This window comes from Neisseria chenwenguii, from assembly GCF_002216145.1.
Lineage (GTDB): Bacteria > Pseudomonadota > Gammaproteobacteria > Burkholderiales > Neisseriaceae > Neisseria > Neisseria chenwenguii.
This window is the reverse complement of record NZ_CP022278.1, coordinates 1,439,331-1,459,946: the sequence shown is the minus strand read 5'-3', so window position 1 is coordinate 1,459,946 and position 20,616 is coordinate 1,439,331. Positions and strand designations below refer to the sequence as shown.

Sequence of the window (20,616 nt, the reverse complement as noted above, 5' to 3'; positions counted from 1 at the left end):
CGCTTTTAAATTCATTTAAAATCAAAGTATTGCCGGAAACAATAGAACATCTGCTCTTCATTTTCAACTTTCACGTGGCATTTTCACACCGTTTTTTGACCTAAATTAAACCAATCCTATTTATACGCCGAATGTCAATAAATTTTAACAAACAGAGTTATAGATATGCTTAATTATGAAATCACCCCCTCACCGCTTGCCCACCAATGGCACATTACCCTTTCGTTCACCCGGGAAAGCGCCCAAACCCTCGAATTCAGCCTGCCAAACTGGGTTCCCGGCAGCTATTTAATCCGCGATTTCTCGCGCTACATTACCGCCCTTTCCTCCACCTGCAACGACGCGCCCGCAGAATTGGTACAACTCGATAAAAACACCTGGCAAGCCGCCGCCCAAGCCGGCGAATGGCGGATTGACTACACCATTTACGCCTTCGACCTCTCCGTGCGCGGTTCGTTTCTCAACACCGAACGCGGCTTTTTCGATGGCGCCTGCCTGTTTTTAAAAGTCAAAGGCAGCGAACAGCAGCCCCACCGCCTCCGACTCAGCGGCCTGCCCGCACATTGGCGAACCGCCACCGCCATGCCGCAAACCGCGCCCGATGTTTTTCAGACGGCCTCATACGCCGAATTCATCGACCACCCGTTTGAACTCGGCCGCATCGAATTTCTCGACTTCACCGCCGTCGGCATTCCCCATCGCATCGCCCTCAGCGGCTACTACCCCGCATTCGACCGCGCCCGCCTGACTGCCGACATCAAAAAAATCTGCGAAACCGAGCTGGCCATGTTCCTCCCTGCGCCCGCCCCGTTTGCCGAATATCTCTTCATGCTCCACGTCGGCGACGACCTTTACGGCGGCCTCGAACACACAGCCTCCACCGCCCTCCTCGCCGACCGCCACAGCCTGCCATCTGAAAACATGCAGGAAGCAGACGATGCCTACACCCAACTGCTCGGCCTGTTCAGCCACGAATACTTCCACGCGTGGAACGTCAAATCCATCAAACCCGCCGCGTTCGCCCCCTACGACCTCGACCGCGAAAACTACACCGAACAACTCTGGGCATTCGAAGGCATCACCTCCTACTACGACGACCTCTTCCTTGCCCGCAGCCGCACCATCAGCCCCGAAGCCTACCTCAAACTGCTCGCCCAAACCCTCACCCGCGTGCAGCGCGGCAAAGGCCGTCTGAAACAGACCCTCGCCCAATCCAGCCTCACCGCGTGGAACAAATTCTACAAACAAGACGAAAACAGCCCCAACGCCATCGTCAGCTACTACCAAAAAGGCGCGCTCGCCGCCCTCTGCCTCGACCTCCTCATCCGCCAAAAAAGCAACGGCCGCCACAGCCTCGACACCGTCATGCAGCAGCACTACCGCGACTGGCTTGCTACCCGCCGAGGCATCCCCGAACAACAATGGCAGGTACGCTGTCAAGCCATTACCGGATTGGATTTAAACGACTTTTTTCAGACGGCCTTATACAGCACACGCGACCTCCCGCTCGCCGAAACCCTCGCCACCGCAGGCGTCCGCCTCACATGGCACGCCCTGCCCCGCAGCCACAACGGCGGTCTGACCAACGATGAAACCGCCGTCCAACCCGCCACCGACCTCGGCGCCCGTTTCAAACAAAACCCCAACCACGCCCTACTGACCCACGTTTTCAACGGCGGCAGCGCCGAAAACGCCGGCCTCAGCCCGCAAGACAAAATCATCGCCGTCAACGGATACGCCTGCACCGACCTCGCCGCCCAGTTCGGCCGTCTGAAAAACGGCGAACGCGCCCAAATCCACTTCTTCCGCAGCGGCGTCTTGCTCAACACCGTCATCACCGCCCAAACCGCCGAAGCCGACACCGCGCTGCTGGAAATTACCGGCCGCGATTTATTGGAACGCTGGCTGTTCGGTGAATGAAGATTTGAAAGGTTTTCAGACGGCATTCCGAAATTTGCACAGCAAAAAACGATTGAGGCCGTCTGAAATATTTGAAAACCCGCCGCTTGTCTGAAGGGCAAGAAAACAAACCGCTTGAAAAATTTCCAGACGCTTGGATTTTGACCTGCACTCAAACGGTGGGTTTACATCCACCCTACCCCTCTCCCATGAGAGAGAAGGGACAGATTGCAAAATCTTTAAACATTCAGACGGCATTCCACCCCTAAAGGCCGTCTGAAACCACCCCACCCGAAAGGAAAAAACATGACCATCTTAAAACTCGCAGAAAACCTCTACATCGCCCCGCAACTGACCGCCGCCGATGCCGCGCAGGCCGCCGCACTCGGGGTTCAAGCCGTGATTTGCAACCGTCCCGACGGCGAAGAGCCGGACCAGCCCGCCGCCGCGGAAGTCAAACAATGGCTGGCGGATGCGGGCATCGGCCAATTTGCCCACCAGCCCGTTACCGCACCCGCCGCCGGCACCGCCGATGCCGCCGCGTTCCAAAACCTGTTTGCGCAGTCAGACAAACCCGTTTTGGCCTACTGCCGCACCGGCACGCGCAGCGTGCTGCTGTGGGCGCTTTATCAGGTGCAAAACGGCATGAGTGTCGCCGAAGCCAAAACCGCCGCCGCCCGGGCAGACGTGGATTTGACGAATTTCGAAGCGAAATTGCAGGCGGCAAAAGAGGCCGTCTGAAAACCTTCAGCGGTGCAGGCCGGGCTTCAGCCCAGCTTGTTGAGCTGCCTTGCCGGGCTGAAGCCCGGCCTACAACTGCTGTAAAAACGGATGATTTTCGACGCCAAATTTTGAAGTTACTACAATCTGTCTCCTTTCCTGCGCCTTGTGCGGGGGAGGGTTAGGGAGAGGGTGGTGCTTCGCAGAAGCACGTCCTGCGAGACTTTCGGAAAAATTTACCTTTTCAGGAGAAAAACCGCCCCACCCCGGCCCTCCTCCCCTTCGAGGGCAAGCGTTACGGCGGGAGGGGGAGCAGATTGCAGAAACCCAACCATTGCCGATTTTGAATCCGGCCGAAGCTGAAAATGCCGGGAATATCAGCGTTTCAAGATTTCAGACGTCCTTTAAGTGGACGTTTCAGCTTTTTATAAATTTCTCTGCCTGAATCCCGCAAAAAACCAAAACAGGCCGTCTGAAAAACTTTCAGACGGCCTGTTATCTATAATACCGAAATCCGTTTACTGCGCTTTAGTCTCGGTAACAAATCCGATTTTACTGATACCCGCTTCGCGCGCGGCACCGAGGGCCTTGTTGACGTAGTCGTATTCGACCGCTTTGTCGGCGCTGACGGCGACAATCACGTTTTCATCTTTTGCCTGCGCCTCTTTCAGCTTGGCGGTAACATCTTCGATGCTGAGTTTGGTAACGGAATCCGCGCCGATGTAATACGCGCCGCCGGCATCAATCGTCAGCCGCAGAGGATCGGTCGGCTGCTTGTCTTTTTTCGCCGCCTGCTCCGAAGTGGTCGGCAGTTCCAGCGGAATCGAGTGCGTCAACACGGGCATGGTAATCATGAAAACAATCAGCAACACCAGCATCACATCAACCAGCGGCGTTACATTGATGTCGGACATCGGCGCATCGTCGCCGTTATTCATCGAGCCGAAAGCCATGGTTTAATCCTTTTGGTTCAACAGACGCACATGCAGGTCATGGGCGAAAGCATCCATATCCTGCGACAGGGATTTGTTGCCGCGCGTCAGGAAGTTGTAGGCCAACACGGCGGGAATGGCAACAAACAGGCCGGCGGCGGTGGCCACCAGTGCTTCCCCGATCGGGCCGGCAACGGCAGCGATGCTCATCTGGCCGCTTTGGCTGATGTTGATCAGCGCATGGTAAATCCCCCAAACCGTGCCGAAGAGGCCGATAAACGGCGCCGTTGCACCGATGGAGGCCAGCGCGGCCATGCCGCCGTCAAACTGGCGCATGATCTGGCTCATGCTGTTGCGGATCTGGATGACCAAATATTCATTGAGCGGCAGCGCGGTCGCCAATGTTTTGTCGCTGCTTTGACGGTAGCCCTGATACGCGCGAACGGATTCGGCGGTCAGCTGCCCCATTGGTGATTCGTTTGAACCGAGTTTCTGAGCGGCTTCTTTCAGGGTAAACGCGCCCAAAACGGTTTTCTTCGCCTCGGCATTGCCCTGCTTGACTTTGCGCAGGCGGACGAAACGCAAAACGATAATGCTCCAAGTAGTGATGCTCATCGCAACCAACATCAAAAATACGGCAATCAGAACAAAATCGCCTGATTGGAATACCAATGATAAGTTCATAGTTTTTTTCCAAAAAACAAAATAAAACAAAAAATAAAATCTTAGTTCCGGAGGTTCCAGACAACCTAATTCAGCGTAAAATTAACCCTGCCTTTATAAACCAGCCATTTCCCGTTATTCGCATAGCTGCCCTGCTGGGCCGCTTTGCGTGCCGCACGGTCCAATGCCGCCGAACCGCTGCTCTTCACAATCTTGACGCTTTCGACACGACCGCTCGGATTAACCAAAACATCCATCACAACCGTACCCTCTTCACCGTTTTCAATGGCCGAATCCGGATAAGGCGGCGTTGCCAGCGTACCACCGGCACGGATGGGATTGCTTCGGCTGCCGCCGGCACCGCTGCCGCCTCCCTCACCTCCCGAGCCCTCACCGCGATCGCCTTTTCGGCCTCCGCTGCCTTTTCCTTCTCCTTCACCACGGCCGCCGCCTTCGCCTTTTGTTCCCCCTCCTTTTGCACCTTCCTTCTCACCGTTTCCGCTACGACCCACTGCTTCCCATTTACCTTTTTCAGCATCGGAGCCAACTGCTTTCGGTTCGGCTTTGGGCGCCGGAGCCGGTTCTGCTTTCGGAGCCGGTTCAGGCTTGGGCTCGGGTATCGGTTCCGTTTTTGACGGTTCGGCCGGTTTGGGTTTCGGTTTTTCGACCGGTTTTTCCTTCGGCTGCTGAATGTCCGCATCCGCCTTTTTGGTTACTACGGGCTTGATGACGGTTTTTTCCGGTACGGCCGGCTTGGGTTTCGATTTGGGTTTGGGCAGCTCGGCTTTCGGCTTGGGCGGCTCGGGAGCCGGTTCGGCAGGTGCGCCCGCACCTTCGGGGGCACCGTCTCCTCCGCCCAAACTGCCCAAATCGACAACTTCGAAAGAGGCGGTTTCAACTGCTAAAGGCGGCGTACGCGCGTGCCAAAGCAGCGCCATCAATCCGACGTGGAGAAAAGTAACTGCGGCAATGACCGCAGGGCTCAAAATGCGTTGATTCTTCATAGTGGCGTCATGTTAATAGCAACTATTCCTGTTTGCAAACTATTTCTTATAAACGGCAGGTAAAGTTTACAAACGGTTGCCGTCGGAATATTTTTATTTCAAGTCAACGGAGAATAATATGACGTAACTTGGCGTTTCATGATGCAAGCCCGGACGGTTTGCCAAATACGAAAAGGCCACCTGGAGCTGCTCTTTTCCCCCATAAATAAAGTTCAGACGCCCTGCTTTTCCATTCAGGCCGTCTGAAGAATTAAATAATTTTAAAATTTTAAGCAGCAGAAAGATTCATGCTGTTGCCGGAATTTCTTTCTGAAAATAAAGCAGATCGTAAGTCGGTTTGTTGATCAAATCGGCCAGCGTAAAGCCGTCGAGATGGTTGAAAAACGCTTTCAGCCCGCCGTTCAACACGCCCATCAGGCGGCAAGACGGGGCAATCAGGCAGCAGTTGTTGTCGCCCATACATTCGACAATCTGCATCGGCTCGAGATGGCGTACCACCGTGCCGATGTTGATTTTATCCGCACTCTGCGCCAGCTTCAGCCCGCCGCCCTTGCCGCGTACACTGGAAAGGAAGCCGCCTTTTACCAGCGCGGTAACGACTTTCATCAGGTGGCTTTTGGAAATGTTGTAGGTTTCGGCAATAGTCGCGATGTTGACCAGCGCATCGTCGTTGATAGCGGTATAGATCAGCACGCGCAGGCCGTAGTCGGTGTGTTGGGTGAGGTACATAATGTTTTGCCTGAGTATTCTTATATATTTTCAGGCGGCCTGGGGCAGCCGCCGTATGTATTTGACTTGATAAGGAAATAAGTTTCATAATATATGAAACTTCACACAAAATCCAGTTACCCCCTACCGAAACCGCCGCAATGAAACCGCTCAAACGCCACCCCGCCCTCATCGAACTTTCCCGCGAACACCATCATTCGCTGGCATTGTGCGTACGCCTGCTGCGGGCGCCGTCTGAAAACCATCAGGCGGAATTGGTGCCACATTTTGCCGAATTAGCGGTGCATTTCCAAAGCGAAGAGGCGCAGTTCGCCCCGTATTGGCATTTGGTCGCCGCCGATCTGCGCGGGCGCTTCGAAGCCGACCACGCCAAACTGCGCGCCATGATGGCGGCGCCCGAATTTGAAAATGCGGCGTGGAACACGGATTTCGCCACCACCCTGCGCGACCACGCGCGTTTTGAGGAACGCGAGCTGTTTCCCGCGGTCGAGCCGTTTTTGGATTGAGGTTTCCAGACGGCCTTTACGGTTGTCCGACCTACGCGCCTGTTTCAAGAATATCAACGGCCGTCTGAAAACTTCCATTTATAAGTTTTCAGACGGCCTCCCAAGTTTTCAAATACAAAAACCACTAAGGAACCCACCATGATCGCTTTGTTCAAACACCCTGTCTGGGCAATGGCATTCCGCCCGTTTTACTCGCTGGCCGCGCTTTACGGCGCGCTGTCGGTGCTGCTTTGGGGCTTCGGCTATCAAGGCACGCCCGAGCTGCCCGGAATGTACTGGCACGCGCACGAAATGATTTGGGGCTATGCAGGCCTGGTCGTCATCGCCTTCCTGCTCACCGCCGTCGCCACTTGGACCAGCCAGCCGCCCACGCGCGGCGGCGTGTTGGCGGGGCTGGCGGCGTTTTGGCTGCTGGCGCGGATTTGCGCTTTTATCCCCGGCTGGGGCGCGGCGGCAAGCGGCATTTTCGGCACGGTATTTTTCTGGTACGGCGCGGTTTGCATGGCGCTGCCGGTGTTCCGCACCAAAAATACGCGCAACTATGTCGCCGTGTTTGCCATTTTCGTTTTGGGCGGCACACACGCCGCGTTCCACCGCCAACTCAGCCCGTTCGACCCCGCCGCGCTGCTGACCGGTCTGCAATCGGGGTTAATTATGGTCGCAGGCTTTATCGGCCTCATCGGCACACGGATTATCTCGTTTTTCACTTCCAAACGCCTGAACGTCGCGCAAATCCCCAGCCCGCAATGGGTCATGCACGCCACACTGTGGCTGCCGATGCTGACCGCCATGCTGATGGCGCACCAAATCCTGCCCGCCGTGGCCGCGCTGTTTGCCTTCGCCGCAGGCGCAATCGGCCTGATTCAGGTGTACCGCTGGTGGTATAAAGACGTTTTGAAAGAACCGATGCTGTGGATTTTATTTGCCGGCTACTTCTTTACCGCGCTGGGTCTGGCAGCAATCGGCGCATCCTATCTCAACGCAAATTTCCTGCGCCTCGGCGTCCACCTCATCGGCGTCGGCGGCATCGGCGTACTCACGCTGGGCATGATGGCGCGCACCGCACTGGGGCACACCGGCAACCCGATCTACCCGCCGCCCAAATCCGTGCCCGTCGCCTTTTGGCTGATGATCGCCGCCACATTGGTGCGCATCCTCGCCACCTTCGTCAGCGGCACGGCCTACACCCACAGCATCCGCTGTTCCGCCGCCCTCTTCGCCGCCGCGCTGCTGGTTTACGCATGGAAATACATCCCCTGGCTGATCCGCCCGCGCGCCGACGGCCGCCCGGGTTAAGGCTTGGTCGGGCAACCGGATAAAATGATGCCGTCTGAAAAATTTGGAATGTTTTCAGACGGCATTTTAGTAGTTCGAACCGTTCGTACGATGGCCCGTGATGGTCGCCGCCGCTACTGACTCCGGCGGCTTTCTGATTTTCCGCGAACCGGCGACGATTTTTCTACTGTAATGGGTGGATTCGAACGCAATACCTGAGACCTTTGCAAAAAAGTGAGAATACTGTTCGTCGTCATTCCCGCACAGGCGGGAATGACGACAGAGAAGTTTCAGATGGAAATTTTTAACTTTGCAAAGGTCCCTACCTGTCTGAAAATACAAAGGATTTTTCAGACAGACATTGTTGCTCCCCGTTTATTTCCGCTGTTCAAACACTTCTTTGGCCACGAACACCGCATTCAATACTTTCGGGAAACCCAGATAGGGTATGCAGTGGACAAACGTTTCGATGATTTCGTCGCGGGCAAGCCCGACGTTGAGCGCGGCGTTGACGTGGACGCGGAGCTGTTTTTCGCAGCCGCCCTGCGCCGCCAGCGCCGTCAGCGTAACGAGTTCGCGCTGTTTCAAATCAAGCTGCGGGCGGCTGTATATTTCGCCGAAAAGAATAATCAGGTACTGCCCCAAATCGGGCGCGATACCGGCAAGCGTATCGGCCACGGAACGGCCGTGTTCCCCGTCGACAATGTCCAATTGTTCCAAGCCGCGTTGCAGCAGTTTTTCGTTGTCCAGCATGATGGCTCCTTAATCAATGGTTTGCAGGATTGCCCGGTCAGGTTAGACTATGGAGTGCGCTCCAATGCAAGGATAACCATGTACATCAAAGAATTTTCGGCACAAACAGGGCTGTCGGCCGATACGCTGCGTTTTTATGAAAAAGAAGGGCTGCTGATGCCCGAGCGGGACGGCAACGGCTATCGGATTTACGGCGCTCGCGATGCAGATTGGATAGGATTCATTCTGCGGCTGAAAGAAATGGGCGTGCCGCTGGCGCAAATTAAAGAATATGCCCGCCTGCGCCATCTCGGCAATGAAACAATTCCCGAACGGTTTGTTATTTTGCAGGAGCATCAAAAAGCGTTGGCCGAAAAACAGAAAATCTTGGCGGAACACCAAGATTTTCTGGAGCGAAAACTGGCTGTGTATCGAGCAGCAATGAATAAAAATTAGGGCTTATCCAGTACAGCCCCCTTTAATATTTAAATGGCTGGTATAGCAGACAGACCGTCTGAAACCGGCCTCACTCGGCAACTAAACTTTTCAGACGGCCTTATTCCACATCATTCCACATCAAAACATTCAATGTTCCCCAAGCTGCTGTTTCATATGGCGGATTCGTTTTTCCTCTCCGAAGGCCACCGCCACCAGCAGGACAATCCCTGCAAACAGCGCAGCGTAAAAGACGACGAACACATCCGACCAACCGTGCAGCGTATGGCCGAACACCGTCAGGCCGCCGCGTTCGGGGTCGGCGATGGCGGCCAGACCGACTTTCGCCACCGAGTCGCCGAAGAGATAGCCAAACGTACCCGTCATCCCGTTGGCCACGCTGATGCCTTTTTTCGGCACGAAACCGACCAACGAAATCCCGATCAGAAGCTGCGGGCCGAAAATCAGCGCACCCAAAAGAAACAGCGACACGTTCACCATCATCACGCTGGTTGCGTTCCGATAAAGCATCACCGCGAAAATAATCGCCACCATGCAGCTCACGGCCACCGCCGCGCGCCGTCCGTTGAGCAGGTCGGAAACATAGCCCCAGCTCATGCTCGCCAGCATCGCGCCGACTTCGAAATAGAAAATCGTATTGACCGCATCGAGTTTTCCGAAGCCCAGCTCCTCGGTCACATACAGCGGCGCCCAGTTATCAATGCCGATGCGCACGATATAGACGAAAATATTCGCCGTACACAAAATCCAAATCCACGGATTTTTCAAAACAAACTGCTTAAACGCCTGCCACATCGGCATTTCGTCGGCCTGATTGTTTTCCTCTTCCACCGGCTCGCCGAAAATCTCCTCGCAGCGGTTCCAGCCCAGCTCTTCCGGATCGTCCTTGCCGATAAACAGCCCGGCCACGCCGATAATCAGCGCAATCACCGCCGGAAAAATAAACATCCCCAGCACATTGCCACCGAAAAACACGTTCGCGCCCCACAAGGCCAAACCGCCCGCAATGGCGCCGCCGATGTTATGCGACATGTTCCAAAAGCCCAGATAGCGCCCGCGCTCGGTACGCGGCGCCCAGCGCGAAATGGTCGAATACGAAGCCGGTCCGCCCGCCGCCTGAAAGACGCCGTTCAACCCCCAAAGCACGATAAAAATCCCGATGACCGAACCGTAGGCGCTCAATAAAAAACCCATCGACAACACCGTCAGCGACGCGCCGATCAGCATATAAGAGATGGATTTTTTGGTATTTTTATCGCTGATGTAATAACCGACCGCTGTTTTGCCCAACCCGTAGGTAATGCTGAACGCCAAGCCGATATAGCCCAAATCCAGCGTCGACAGCCCGAGCTGCTCCTTCATCATCGGCTGTGCGGCTTTGAAGTTGTTACGAATCAGATACATACACATATAAGTAACAAACACTACCATAAAGGCCTTCAAAAACTGCCGCAGCCACATCCGCCGCTGTTCGGCAATGGGAATACCCTTATTGGGAATTTTGTCGATAGCGAGAAACGACATAACACGCTCCTTTGGCGTTTTAGCCACAGTGAAATAAAAGTTTAAATTTCTATTTTAAAACAATTAGTAAAGCAGAGTTCGGCCTAGTTATCCAGGACAGCCCCTTTGATTATCTTATTTTTCATTTTCTGTCTTACTTTCAGATGAAAACTCCCCACCGATAAACAAGATTAGGGCGAAAAACAAGATAAAGGCAAAAAACCAAAACATAGACATAGCGACTCCTTGATACTCTATTCTATGGGATTCCGATTGACAGACAAGCATGTGTTGACTGTTATTTCCAAATGAATCAAGCAGTGCGGCCTGTTTTTTGAAACCGCTAAACACGCCCGACACTGCATACCCACTTAGACTAAACATTGGAAATATAGTTCAAATCTTAACGATTGACGGCGGAGAAAGAAAAGGCGTAGTCCGCATCAGCCGCCCCAAGTGGCGCCTCGCAAGTAGGATTCCCTGTTTGTACGGAAACGACGGCGGTTGGACCGGTTCGGACAGCCGTAGGTCGGATTCTTGAATCCGACCTGCCTGAAACCGCAAAGGCCGTCTGAAAAACCGCGCAAAACGCACACGGATTTTTCAGACGGCCTCTACTGCTCCTTCAACCACGCATCGCGCGTCTGCTTCGCCTCTTCAAAATAACGGTAGAGCGCCGCTTTGTCGCCCGAATCCAAAATGCCGTCGAGCGTATCGAGCTGGCGGCGCATTCCGCCGATGAGGCCGCGCAGGCTGTCGCGGTTGGCCATGCAGATGTCCGCCCAGATGGCGGGGTGGCCGGAGGCGATGCGGGTGAAGTCGCGGAAGCCGGATGCGGCGAATTTCAGATAGGTTTGGCCGTCGGGGTGGTCGAAAATTTCGTGCACAAACGCAAACGCGACCAGATGCGGCATATGTGAAACGGCGGCGAAAACGGCGTCGTGTTCCGCCGCGTCCAACCGGAAAGCCTGCGCGCCGACGGCCTGCCAAAGCGCTTCAATCCGCGCAAGGCCGTCTGAATGTTCCGCGCCGTGCGGCGTGATGACCAGCTTTTTGCCCTGAAACAGTCCGAACTGCGCCGCCAGCGCGCCGTGCCGGTCGGAACCTGCAATCGGGTGCGCCGCAATGCAGTTGGGCAGATGTTCGGGCAGATGTTCGCGGAACGCCGCAATCGCGGAAAGTTTGGTACTGCCCACATCCGACACCAGCGCATCCGCTTTCAAAAACGGCTTCAGCGCGCGGCAAATCGCCGGCAGCGTGGAAACAGGCGTGGCAACCAACACCAAATCCGCCCCGCCGACGCTCTTTTCGCAAATCTCTGCAAACGCCTCGTCCACCACCCGCCGCTCCAGCGCACGCTCGAGGTTTTCGCGGTTTAAATCGATGCCGACGACTTTTTCCGCCAAACCCAGCCGTTTCAAATCAAGCACAAACGAGCCGCCGATCAGACCGACGCCGATCAGGGTGATTTGTTTGAGGGGGGCTGCGGTGGGATTCATGGCGGAATACGGTTGGGGGAAATGGCTTCAAGTTTACCCGATTGGGTGGAGGGTTGAAAGGATAGGCCGTCTGAAAATTCAGACGGCCTCCTGCTCAAAACGACGAACCTTCCTGCTGCAAAAATTCCGCCTCTTCCGCCGTCGTTTCTCGTCCCAGCGTTTCGTTGCGGTGCGGATAACGGCCGAAGCGGTCGATAATGGCCTTGTGCCGCATTTCGAAATCCAGCGTGTTCGTGCTGCTGAAGCGCTCAAACAGCGGCACGGCGGCGGCGTGGACGGCGGGGCTTTCGCTGTGCATCATCGGCAGCAGCATAAAATTGCGCCCGGCCTCGCCCATTTCTGCGAAATCCGCCTGTTTCACCGCTTCCTGCGCCAGCACCAGCGCCATGCCGTCCTGCGCAAAAGCCTGCGCGCTGCCGCGCCATAAGTTGCGGGAAAACTGGTCGAGCAGAATGATTTCGGCCAAACGGCCTTGCAAAGTATCACGCCACGCCGCCAGCTCGCCCCGCGCGGCCTGTTGCCACGCATTGAAAAACTGCACTCGGATCTGCGCGTCGAATTCGTCGCTTTTGGCAAACCAAAACGGACGGCTGCTCTCGGCGAACCAGAAGTTTAAAACTTGGTTCGGGGTCATGATTTTTCCTTTCTGTCAGGAGGGGCCGTCTGAATATTTGTTTGCATTGTCTGCAAACCGGCAGTCCGCGCCCGTAAGGGGAACGGAGTTGCAAAAAGTGTACATCCGGCATTTTCAGACGGCACATTCTATCAGCCTGCCCTGCGGGGCAAAACCGCACACCGCCCGCCATTATCACCCCCACACACAAATTTTGCGTACCCTTTGCGCAAAACCAACCCGAAAAAGCGTACATTGCGCGTATTTTGACCCACCTCATCAAAGGAAAAAACATGACTGTTTCCAAACTCCAATCCCTGTTCGGCCCGGCGTCATCAGCGTGCTTTCCGCCACCGCGCTGTCAGGCTGCGTCGTTTCCGACGATCCCGCCGTCTGCCGCGCAACTACCGCCCCAGCCCCAACGCCCGCATCCACTGCGTCGACAACATCGACGACTACCGCCGCCAACACCCGTGCGGCATGAACCGCAATATGCGCCGCAACGGCCGCATGATGCCGCGCGGCCGGGAAATCCGCCCGCCAATGAACCGCGGCCGCTTCGGTAATCCGCGAGGCGGATTCTGACCAATCCGATGCCGTCTGAACACGGAGGTTCAGACGGCATCGTTTCAAACCGCAGATACCGTTACACAAAACAGCAAGAGGCCGTCTGAAAACTTTCAGACGGCCTCGTTTTCCATTACCATACCGCCCAAACCGTCAACTAGGAAAACCTTATGAACCACGCGCAGCAGCTTCAAAACGGCATCGCCGAAATGGGCTTGGACATCCCCGCCGGACAGCAGGCCAAACTTCTCGAATACATCGGCCTGCTCAAAAAGTGGAACAAAACCTACAACCTCACCGCCCTGCGCGACGAAACAAAAATGGTCAGCCACCACCTGCTCGACAGCCTCAGCCTGCTGCCCTACCTCAACGGCGCCGCAACCGTGCTCGACGTCGGTTCCGGCGGCGGCCAGCCCGGCATTCCCGCCGCCGTCTGCCGCCCCGGTTTGCAGATTACCCTTCTAGACGCCAACACCAAAAAAACCGCGTTCCTCCAACAAGCCGTTATCGAGCTGGGTTTGGACAACGTGCGCGTCGTCAGCGGCCGCGTCGAAGCCGTGCAGGATGTTCAGGCCGACCTCATCACCAGCCGCGCCTTTTCCGAACTCGCCGATTTCGTCGGTTGGACGGCGCACCTGCTCAAACCCGACGGCCGCTGGCTCGCCATGAAAGGCGTGTACCCCGAAGACGAAATCCGCCGCCTGCCCGAATTTGCCGAAGTCGTGCAAACCGACGAAATCCGTGTTCCCCAACTTGATGCGGAACGGCATATGGTCGTGATGCGGAAAAAGGCCGTCTGAAAAACACGATTTCAGACGGCCCATGTTCAGCCCCTCCGATTAACGGTACAATTCCTGCCAATCCATCAAACATTCCGTCCCATCATGAGCGCAAACATCATCGCCGTCGCCAACCAAAAAGGCGGTGTCGGCAAAACCACCACCACAGTCAACCTCGCCGCCTCGCTGGCCGCCAAAGGCCGACGCGTTCTGGTCATCGACCTCGACCCGCAGGGCAACGCCACCACCGGCAGCGGCATCGACAAAGGCAGCCTCGAAGCCGGCGTGTACCAAGTCGTTTTGGGCGAAACGCCCGTCTCCGAAGCCGTTGTCCGCAGTGAAAGCGGCGGTTACGACGTGCTCGGCGCCAACCGCGCGCTGGCGGGTGCGGAAGTCGAGCTGGTGCAGGAAATCGCCCGCGAAGTGCGCCTGAAAAACGCGCTCAAAGAAGTGGAAAAACAATACGACTTCATCCTCATCGACTGCCCGCCCTCGCTGACCCTGCTCACGCTCAACGGCCTGGTCGCCGCCAACGGCGTGATTGTGCCGATGCTGTGCGAATACTACGCACTCGAAGGCATCTCCGACCTCATCGCCACCGTGCGCAAAATCCGCCAGGCCATCAACCCGCAGCTCGACATCACCGGCATTGTGCGCACGCTCTACGACGGCCGCAGCCGCCTGGTGGCGGAAGTGGGCGAACAGCTCGCCAAACACTTCGGCGCACTGATGTTCGAAACCACCATTCCCCGCAACGTCCGCCTCGCCGAAGCCCCCAGCCACGGCATGCCCGCGCTGGCCTACGACGCTTCCGCCAAAGGCGCGAAAGCATATCTGAATCTGGCCGACGAATTGTTGGCACGGGTCGGCAAACAGGCTTAATCAGGAAAACCGGAAAGGCCGTCTGAAACTTGGCTGCGAATGTGGGCAGGTTTTCAGACGGCCTTTTTCCGCAAAATTTGCCCCGCCTCAATCTTTGGCGGATTAACCGTTTCCAACCGCATGATTTCGTAATAAAGTAAACCCGTTGATTTTTAGGAGAATCCGTATGAACTACCGCGCCCCTGTTGACGAGCTGCGCTTTGCCCTGCGTGTTCACGGCAATTTAGACGATATTCTGCAACTGCCCGCTTCAGACGGCCTCGACGCTGATACGGTGGACGCGGTATTGGAAGAGGCGGCCAAATTTGCCGAACAGGAATGGGCGCCGACCAACCGCACGGGCGATTTGAACGGCGCGTCGCTTTCAGACGGCCTCGTGCAGACACATCCCGATTTGGCGACGGCCTACCGTTCGTTTTGCGAAGCGGGCTGGGCGGGCTTGCGCGCGCCGGCGGAATTCGGCGGACAGGCGCTGCCTGCGGCGGTATCGGCGGCCTGCGAGGAGATGTGGTGTGCGGCGAATCTTTCGTTGTCGCTGATGCCGATGCTGACGCTGGGCGCGGTGGATGCACTGTTGAAACACGGCAGCGATGAGCAGAAGCAGACCTATCTGCCGAAAATGTGTACGGGCGAATGGAACGGCACGATGGTGTTGAGCGAGCCGGATGCGGGTTCGGACTTGGGCAATCTGACGACACGCGCCGAGCCGTTTTCAGACGGCACCTACCGCCTCAACGGCCAGAAAATCTTCATCACTTGGGGCGGGCAGGAAATGACGGAAAACACCGTGCATCTGGTGTTGGCACGGCTGCCCGACGCAGCGGCGGGCGTGCAGGGAATTTCGATGTTTGTCGTGCCGAAGTTTCTGGTCAATTCAGACGGCACTTTGGGCGGGCGCAACGGCGTGCACGTTATCGGCTTGGAACACAAGCTCGGCCTGCACGCCAGCCCGACCTGCACCATGCAGTTCGACAATGCCGTCGGCTATCTGGTCGGCCGCGTGGGCAAAGGCTTGGCCTATATGTTTACCATGATGAAAACCGCGCGCCTGAACGTGGGCATCGAAGGCCACGCCGTTGCCGAACGCGCCTACCAAAATGCGCTCGCCTACGCCAAAGAGCGCGTGCAGGGGCATGATGCGGAAAACAGCGACGGCAGCGCCGTGCCGATTATCCGCCACGCCGATGTGCGCCGTATGCTGTTGGTTCAAAAAGCCACGCTCGCCGCGCAGCGCGCCCTCTATCTGCGCACCGCCGCGCTGGTCGATACCGCCGCGTCGCACGAAGACAACGTCGTGCGCAAACAGGCCGAGCGCGAAGCGGATTTTCTGATTCCGATTGTCAAAGCATGGCTGACCGACAACAGCACCGTGTTGACCAACCTCGCCATCCAAACCTACGGCGGCGCGGGTTATGTCGAAGAAAGCGGTGTCGCCCAATATATGCGCGATGCGCGGATTACGCCGATTTACGAGGGCACCAACGGCATTCAGGCCGCCGATTTGGCAGGCCGCAAAACCAGCGGCAAAAACGGCGCCCTGCCCTGCTCGCTGCTGGCCGAAGGCAAAACACTGGCGGAAAAACTGTCTGCCGCCGACCCGACGCTTGCCGAACAACTGCAAAACGCCGTTGCCGCCGCCGAAGAAAGCGTCGCCGAACTCGTTTCCCTCGCCGACGCCCCCGTACTGACCGCCGCCGCATCGGCCGCCTATCTCCAGCAAATGGGCCTGACGCTCGGCGCCATCGGCCTTGCGCGCACCTATGTTGCCGCACAAGACGCGCTGGACGGCAAAACGGAAAACCTGTTCGGCCATGATTTTTACACCGCCCAACAACACAACGCGCGCGTTTATTTTGCCTATGTTCTGCCGCAAGTCTATACCTGCGCCGCGCAGATCAAACAGGGGCAGGCGCTGCTGGATGTGCCGTTGGTGCTGTTTTGACTGCAAAACAAAAGGCCGTCTGAACATTCAGACGGCTTTTTTCATTCAAAATCAAAGCAAAGAATGGTAATACGCATACGCTGCGTCCATATCGGCAAACTTACTCAAATGCCCGTTTTCCAACACCATCGCATTGTCGCAATACTGCTTCATGGCGCTATGGCTGTGCGACACCAGAATAATCGAGCGGTCGCGGCGTTTTTCAAACAGCTCGTAACGGCATTTTTCCGAAAAGCGCGAATCGCCGACGGCGATGACTTCGTCAATCAGATAGCAGTCAAACTCCACCGCCAGCGAAAGCGCAAATGCCAAGCGCGCCTTCATGCCTGAAGAATAGCGTTTGACCGGCTCGTAAAGATATTGGCCGAGCTCGGAAAATTCTTCGGTGAAGTTTTTCACATAATCGATATCGACATCGTAAATGCGGCAGATGAAACGTAGGTTGTCCATACCCGTGAGGCTGCCCTGAAACGCGCCGGAAAATGCCAGCGGCCAAGAAATGCTCATGGTGCGTCGGATTTCCCCCTCGGTCGGCGGTTCGACGCCGCTGATGAGGCGGATCAGCGTGGACTTGCCCGCGCCGTTGCGGCCGAGAATGCCGATTTTCTCGCCTTTCTGCAGCTCGAAGTTGATGTCGTTCAACACCGTGCGCCAGCCCTGACGGGTTTCATAGCGTTTGGAAACGTGTTCGACGGCAATCATTGAGGCTCCACCCCTTTACTGAATTTCGCCACCATCGCCAAGCCGAGCAGCAGCAAAACCAAATCCGACAAAACGATAAAGCCGATGCTTTCGTAAGTAATCACCGAGCTGCCGAAATAACCCGCGCGGAACATCTCCGTACCATGCACTATCGGCAGCATCAGCGCATACTCGCGCACGTTGTTCGGCAGGCTATGGACAAAGAAAAATGCGCCGGAAAGCGGCATGAATACAAAACTCAACGTATTCCAGATTTTGCCGAACGCCTCGAATTTAAACGCAACCGAACAAATCACCAGCCCCAGTCCGACAGCAAATAAGGCCATCAGAATCCAGGCAATCAGCATATAAAATATATCTGAGGGCGCATCCATCCAACCCATAATCACCAACACCGCCATAATCGCCATCTGCGCGATGGTTGCGCCTGCAATTTCCAGCAGCATCCGCGTGAAAATCGTGTCCAACACGCGCACATTGCGGTGGTAAAGCAGGCTGGCGTTGGACGAAATGGCGCCGATGGCGCGGTTGGAAGCGTTGCGCCACATCATCATCAGCGGATAGCCGGTAACGACAAACGCCACAATGTTCAGCGTCGAAACCGAATCCGCTCGGAAAAACGTCCAAATCATCAGGATAAAGGCAGTCATCAAAAGCGGCTCGACAAACAGCCACAAAAAGCCGATGTTGTTGCGCCCGTAGCGGGTAATGATTTCGCGCATCAGCAATGCGCCCGTTACCCGCTTCTGAATCATCAGTGATTCCCAAAGCGTTGTTTTATGAAGTTCTTTCATCAGTTTTTATGCTCGCGGACGCTGGCAGTCAGCAGGCTCAGAATGCCGTAGAGAATCAGGCCGATGACAAAGGTCGCCAAAATGTTGTAAAACCGTTTCGGATACAGCGCCACATCAGGCTTGCTCGGCTTGGAAATCACTTCCAGATAAAGCTGCTGCTGGTCGGCTTCCGATTTGGCCTGCTCCAGCGAAGCCATGGTCGCGGCAAGCTGTTTTTCCGCCAATTCGTTTTCAATAAAAAGCCGCTGGTATTCCGCCGCTTTTCCGGCAATCGAGCCGTCGCCCTTACCCGAAATCAGGCGCATCTGCTGGCTGATTTCTTTGCGCAGGCTTTTCTCGCGGGCAATCAGGCCGGGAATCTGCGGGTTGTCGGGCGTTACCGCGCGCACTTGGTCGAGCTGGGTCTGAATCACAATCAACTCGTCTTGCAGTTTGGACACCAAACCCATCTGCACGCCGGATTGCTCCTTCAAATCGAAAATACCGTTTTCGGTACGGTAATTCATCAGGTTGTCGGCCGTTTCCTTAACCCGCTCCTCCGCTACCGCGACATTTTTCTCGGCAAACGAAACCGTATCCTTACGGGCGCGGTCGTTTAAGCGGTTGATCAGTTCTTCGCCTTTTTTCAGCAGTGCTTCATTGATTTTTTTCGACTCCGCCGCATCAAACGAGCGGACGTGCAGCACCGAAATGCCCGATACCGCATCCAGATTGATGTTTACCTTACCCAGATAATATTGGTAAAACTCCTCATCCGAGCCGGTCAGACCAAACGGATTGAAACGGCTGAACAAATCGCCCTTCTCTTCATAATAAGTGCGCACCGGAATCTGCTTTTTCAGTTCATCCAACGCCGTGCGCGAACGCATATATTCCTGCACAGTATAAATATCGTCTTGCGAACGCGTAAAACCCGTGTTTTGCAACAGCGCGCCCAAGCCCGAAACCGTGCCCTGCTGGCGCGCCGAGCGCACCACAAAACTCGACTCCGAAGTATATTGGTCGGACGCCATCACCGAAAAATACACCAGCGAACACACCGTCGGTACAATTACCGTCGCCCACAGCAGCGGACTGATTTTTTTCAGACGGCCTTTCGGCTTTTTCTTAGCGGCCGTCTGAAGATTACTTTCAGACAGCATCGTTACATTTTCCTGTTCGGACATTATTCCCAGCCTTTACTCGTTTGATTAATTAGCAATATTGTTGACACTGTTCACACTGCTGACCACGGGCGAAAAGATAAATTGCAGGAATTTCTGCGTTTCCGCCAGCGGCGCATTGGATACATAAACAATATCCTTGTTTTTCACAGGGAAACGCTGCATCCAAAACAGCGAATTGGCATCCTGCATATTCACACGGTACACCACCGGAATTTCCGCATCCGCCGAATAACCGTTCGCCGCCCAACGGCTTTGTTCACTTCGCGGCAACTCAGGCAGCGGCGCATAACGGAACACAAATACCCCGCGCGCATCTGCACGGCGGTCCTGCAAACCGCCCATACGGCCCACTGCCTCGGCCAACGACAAACCCTTCACAGAAAAACCGATCTGCTCCGTTTTGCCCACCGCGCCCATCGCCGTAAACGTACTCGGATTCGTAATCATCGTGACTACATCGCCGCGGCGCAGCAGAATATTCTGGCGCGGATTGGCCACCAAATCCTCCAGCGCCACCGTTTTCACCGCATTACCGCGAGTCAGCTGCACATTCGTATCCTGCACATTCGCCGTCGAACCGCCGACCGCAGCCACCGCATCCAACACACGCTCACCCGCCTGCGTCAACGGCATGCGCACGCTGTTGCCCGCACGGATCACCGAAACATTCGCCGCATTGTTCTGCGACAAACGAACCATTACCTGCGGCTGGTTAGCCATTCTTTTCAGACGGCCTCTGATAATTTCCTGAATCTGCACCGGCGTCTTACCCGCCACCGCAACATTCCCGATAAAAGGCACCGAAACCGTACCCTTCGCCGAAACCATCTGCTCGGGCAACTTGACCGACTGCGCACTACCCGAACCCACGGAAGACAGCGCCCCGCCGAACAACACCGCCGGCGCCGCCTCCCAAACTGTAATGTCCAAAACATCGCCCACATTCACCGCACCCGCCGAAGCATAACCCTCGCCCAAATCGGCAAAAGACTGCTTCAAACGCTGCTGGTACAAACTGCGGGCAACCGCATCGTCCACATCGACCACCGCCACATCGGGCACTTTTACCCCACCCCGCTGTTGTCCTAACGCAACAACTTTTTTTCCGCTCGGGCCGGAAGTCGGAATACTTCCGCAAGCAGCGACAGCCAAAGCCGACAGCGCCGTCAGAATAATATGTCTTTTAAATAAAATACTTGGCATTTCCACTCCCGGGTTAAATTCTCTTTACACGCCATTGCGCCTGTTTTACG

The 20,616-nt window shown here is 55.8% G+C and carries 21 protein-coding genes; 9 read left to right on the top strand and 12 right to left on the bottom strand.

Going from position 1 to position 20,616, the window contains the following annotated elements; translation table 11 throughout:
* The first annotated feature begins 165 nt into the window (after positions 1–165).
* Both BG910_RS07220 and BG910_RS07215 read left to right on the top strand, forming a co-directional pair.
* On the top strand, positions 166–1,920 hold the full coding sequence (locus BG910_RS07220; protein WP_089036263.1) for a M61 family metallopeptidase: 1,755 nt from the start codon (positions 166–168) through the stop codon (positions 1,918–1,920).
* Between the two features lie 285 nt (positions 1,921–2,205).
* Entirely contained in the window at positions 2,206–2,640 is a 435-nt protein-coding gene (locus BG910_RS07215; protein WP_089036262.1) for a TIGR01244 family sulfur transferase, read from the top strand.
* Positions 2,641–3,137: 497 nt separating this feature from the next.
* On the opposite strand, the gene BG910_RS07210 is transcribed toward BG910_RS07215, so the two are convergent.
* The 4 genes from BG910_RS07210 to BG910_RS07195 all read right to left on the bottom strand — a co-directional run bounded on the left by BG910_RS07210 (position 3,138) and on the right by BG910_RS07195 (position 5,947).
* Positions 3,138–3,572, bottom strand: a complete 435-nt coding sequence (locus BG910_RS07210; protein ID WP_089036261.1) for an ExbD/TolR family protein — start codon at positions 3,570–3,572, stop codon at positions 3,138–3,140.
* A gap of 3 nt (positions 3,573–3,575) precedes the next feature.
* The gene (locus BG910_RS07205) at positions 3,576–4,235 is read right to left on the bottom strand and encodes a MotA/TolQ/ExbB proton channel family protein (protein ID WP_089037181.1); all 660 of its coding nucleotides are present in this window, start codon (positions 4,233–4,235) and stop codon (positions 3,576–3,578) included.
* Between the two features lie 65 nt (positions 4,236–4,300).
* Positions 4,301–5,218 (bottom strand): energy transducer TonB, encoded by a 918-nt coding sequence (locus BG910_RS07200; protein ID WP_089036260.1) that lies wholly within the window; start codon positions 5,216–5,218, stop codon positions 4,301–4,303.
* Between the two features lie 285 nt (positions 5,219–5,503).
* Positions 5,504–5,947: an RrF2 family transcriptional regulator gene (locus tag BG910_RS07195; RefSeq protein ID WP_089036259.1), complete on the bottom strand. Its 444-nt coding sequence runs from the start codon at positions 5,945–5,947 to the stop codon at positions 5,504–5,506.
* Between the two features lie 140 nt (positions 5,948–6,087).
* On the opposite strand from BG910_RS07195, the gene BG910_RS07190 reads away from it, so the two are divergent.
* Complete coding sequence (locus tag BG910_RS07190; RefSeq protein ID WP_089036258.1) at positions 6,088–6,453, top strand: hemerythrin domain-containing protein; 366 nt, start codon at positions 6,088–6,090, stop codon at positions 6,451–6,453.
* A gap of 138 nt (positions 6,454–6,591) precedes the next feature.
* Positions 6,592–7,749, top strand: a complete 1,158-nt coding sequence (locus BG910_RS07185; RefSeq protein WP_089036257.1) for an NnrS family protein — start codon at positions 6,592–6,594, stop codon at positions 7,747–7,749.
* A 354-nt stretch (positions 7,750–8,103) separates the two neighbouring features.
* On the opposite strand, the gene BG910_RS07180 is transcribed toward BG910_RS07185, so the two are convergent.
* Positions 8,104–8,481, bottom strand: coding sequence for a carboxymuconolactone decarboxylase family protein (locus BG910_RS07180; protein ID WP_089036256.1), 378 nt, complete (start codon positions 8,479–8,481; stop codon positions 8,104–8,106).
* Between BG910_RS07180 and BG910_RS07175 the strand changes: the two genes are divergently transcribed.
* Positions 8,455–8,916, top strand: a complete 462-nt coding sequence (locus tag BG910_RS07175; protein ID WP_232462175.1) for a MerR family transcriptional regulator — start codon at positions 8,455–8,457, stop codon at positions 8,914–8,916. The genes BG910_RS07180 and BG910_RS07175 overlap by 27 nt on opposite strands.
* Before the next feature lie 129 nt (positions 8,917–9,045).
* On the opposite strand, the gene uhpT is transcribed toward BG910_RS07175, so the two are convergent.
* The 3 genes from uhpT to BG910_RS07155 all read right to left on the bottom strand — a co-directional run bounded on the left by uhpT (position 9,046) and on the right by BG910_RS07155 (position 12,552).
* Positions 9,046–10,440 (bottom strand): hexose-6-phosphate:phosphate antiporter, encoded by a 1,395-nt coding sequence (gene uhpT, locus BG910_RS07170; protein ID WP_089036254.1) that lies wholly within the window; start codon positions 10,438–10,440, stop codon positions 9,046–9,048.
* A gap of 593 nt (positions 10,441–11,033) precedes the next feature.
* On the bottom strand, positions 11,034–11,918 hold the full coding sequence (locus BG910_RS07160) for a prephenate dehydrogenase (RefSeq protein WP_089036252.1): 885 nt from the start codon (positions 11,916–11,918) through the stop codon (positions 11,034–11,036).
* A 94-nt stretch (positions 11,919–12,012) separates the two neighbouring features.
* A complete protein-coding gene (locus BG910_RS07155) occupies positions 12,013–12,552 on the bottom strand; it encodes a DUF924 family protein (protein WP_089036251.1) in 540 nt (179 codons plus the stop codon).
* Positions 12,553–12,871: 319 nt separating this feature from the next.
* Between BG910_RS07155 and BG910_RS12295 the strand changes: the two genes are divergently transcribed.
* The 4 genes from BG910_RS12295 (at position 12,872) to BG910_RS07135 (ending at position 16,701) form a co-directional block, all read left to right on the top strand.
* On the top strand, positions 12,872–13,015 hold the full coding sequence (locus BG910_RS12295; RefSeq protein WP_157694048.1) for a hypothetical protein: 144 nt from the start codon (positions 12,872–12,874) through the stop codon (positions 13,013–13,015).
* 253 nt (positions 13,016–13,268) lie between these two features.
* Complete coding sequence (gene rsmG, locus BG910_RS07145) at positions 13,269–13,898, top strand: 16S rRNA (guanine(527)-N(7))-methyltransferase RsmG (RefSeq protein ID WP_089036249.1); 630 nt, start codon at positions 13,269–13,271, stop codon at positions 13,896–13,898.
* An 84-nt stretch (positions 13,899–13,982) separates the two neighbouring features.
* Positions 13,983–14,759, top strand: a complete 777-nt coding sequence (locus tag BG910_RS07140) for a ParA family protein (RefSeq protein ID WP_089036248.1) — start codon at positions 13,983–13,985, stop codon at positions 14,757–14,759.
* Between the two features lie 166 nt (positions 14,760–14,925).
* Complete coding sequence (locus BG910_RS07135) at positions 14,926–16,701, top strand: acyl-CoA dehydrogenase (RefSeq protein WP_089036247.1); 1,776 nt, start codon at positions 14,926–14,928, stop codon at positions 16,699–16,701.
* Between the two features lie 51 nt (positions 16,702–16,752).
* On the opposite strand, the gene BG910_RS07130 is transcribed toward BG910_RS07135, so the two are convergent.
* Genes BG910_RS07130 through BG910_RS07115 form a run of 4 tightly spaced genes read right to left on the bottom strand, consistent with a single transcriptional unit; the run spans position 16,753 to position 20,566 of the window.
* Positions 16,753–17,403 (bottom strand): ABC transporter ATP-binding protein, encoded by a 651-nt coding sequence (locus BG910_RS07130; protein WP_089036246.1) that lies wholly within the window; start codon positions 17,401–17,403, stop codon positions 16,753–16,755.
* Positions 17,400–18,197 carry an ABC transporter permease gene (locus BG910_RS07125; protein ID WP_089036245.1) on the bottom strand — a complete coding sequence of 266 codons (798 nt, stop codon included), beginning with the start codon at positions 18,195–18,197 and terminating at the stop codon, positions 17,400–17,402. The genes BG910_RS07130 and BG910_RS07125 overlap by 4 nt, the downstream gene beginning before the upstream one ends.
* Positions 18,197–19,363 (bottom strand): capsule biosynthesis protein, encoded by a 1,167-nt coding sequence (locus BG910_RS07120; protein WP_089036244.1) that lies wholly within the window; start codon positions 19,361–19,363, stop codon positions 18,197–18,199. The genes BG910_RS07125 and BG910_RS07120 overlap by 1 nt, the downstream gene beginning before the upstream one ends.
* A gap of 24 nt (positions 19,364–19,387) precedes the next feature.
* Positions 19,388–20,566 carry a polysaccharide biosynthesis/export family protein gene (locus tag BG910_RS07115; protein ID WP_089036243.1) on the bottom strand — a complete coding sequence of 393 codons (1,179 nt, stop codon included), beginning with the start codon at positions 20,564–20,566 and terminating at the stop codon, positions 19,388–19,390.
* Positions 20,567–20,616 lie beyond the last annotated feature (50 nt).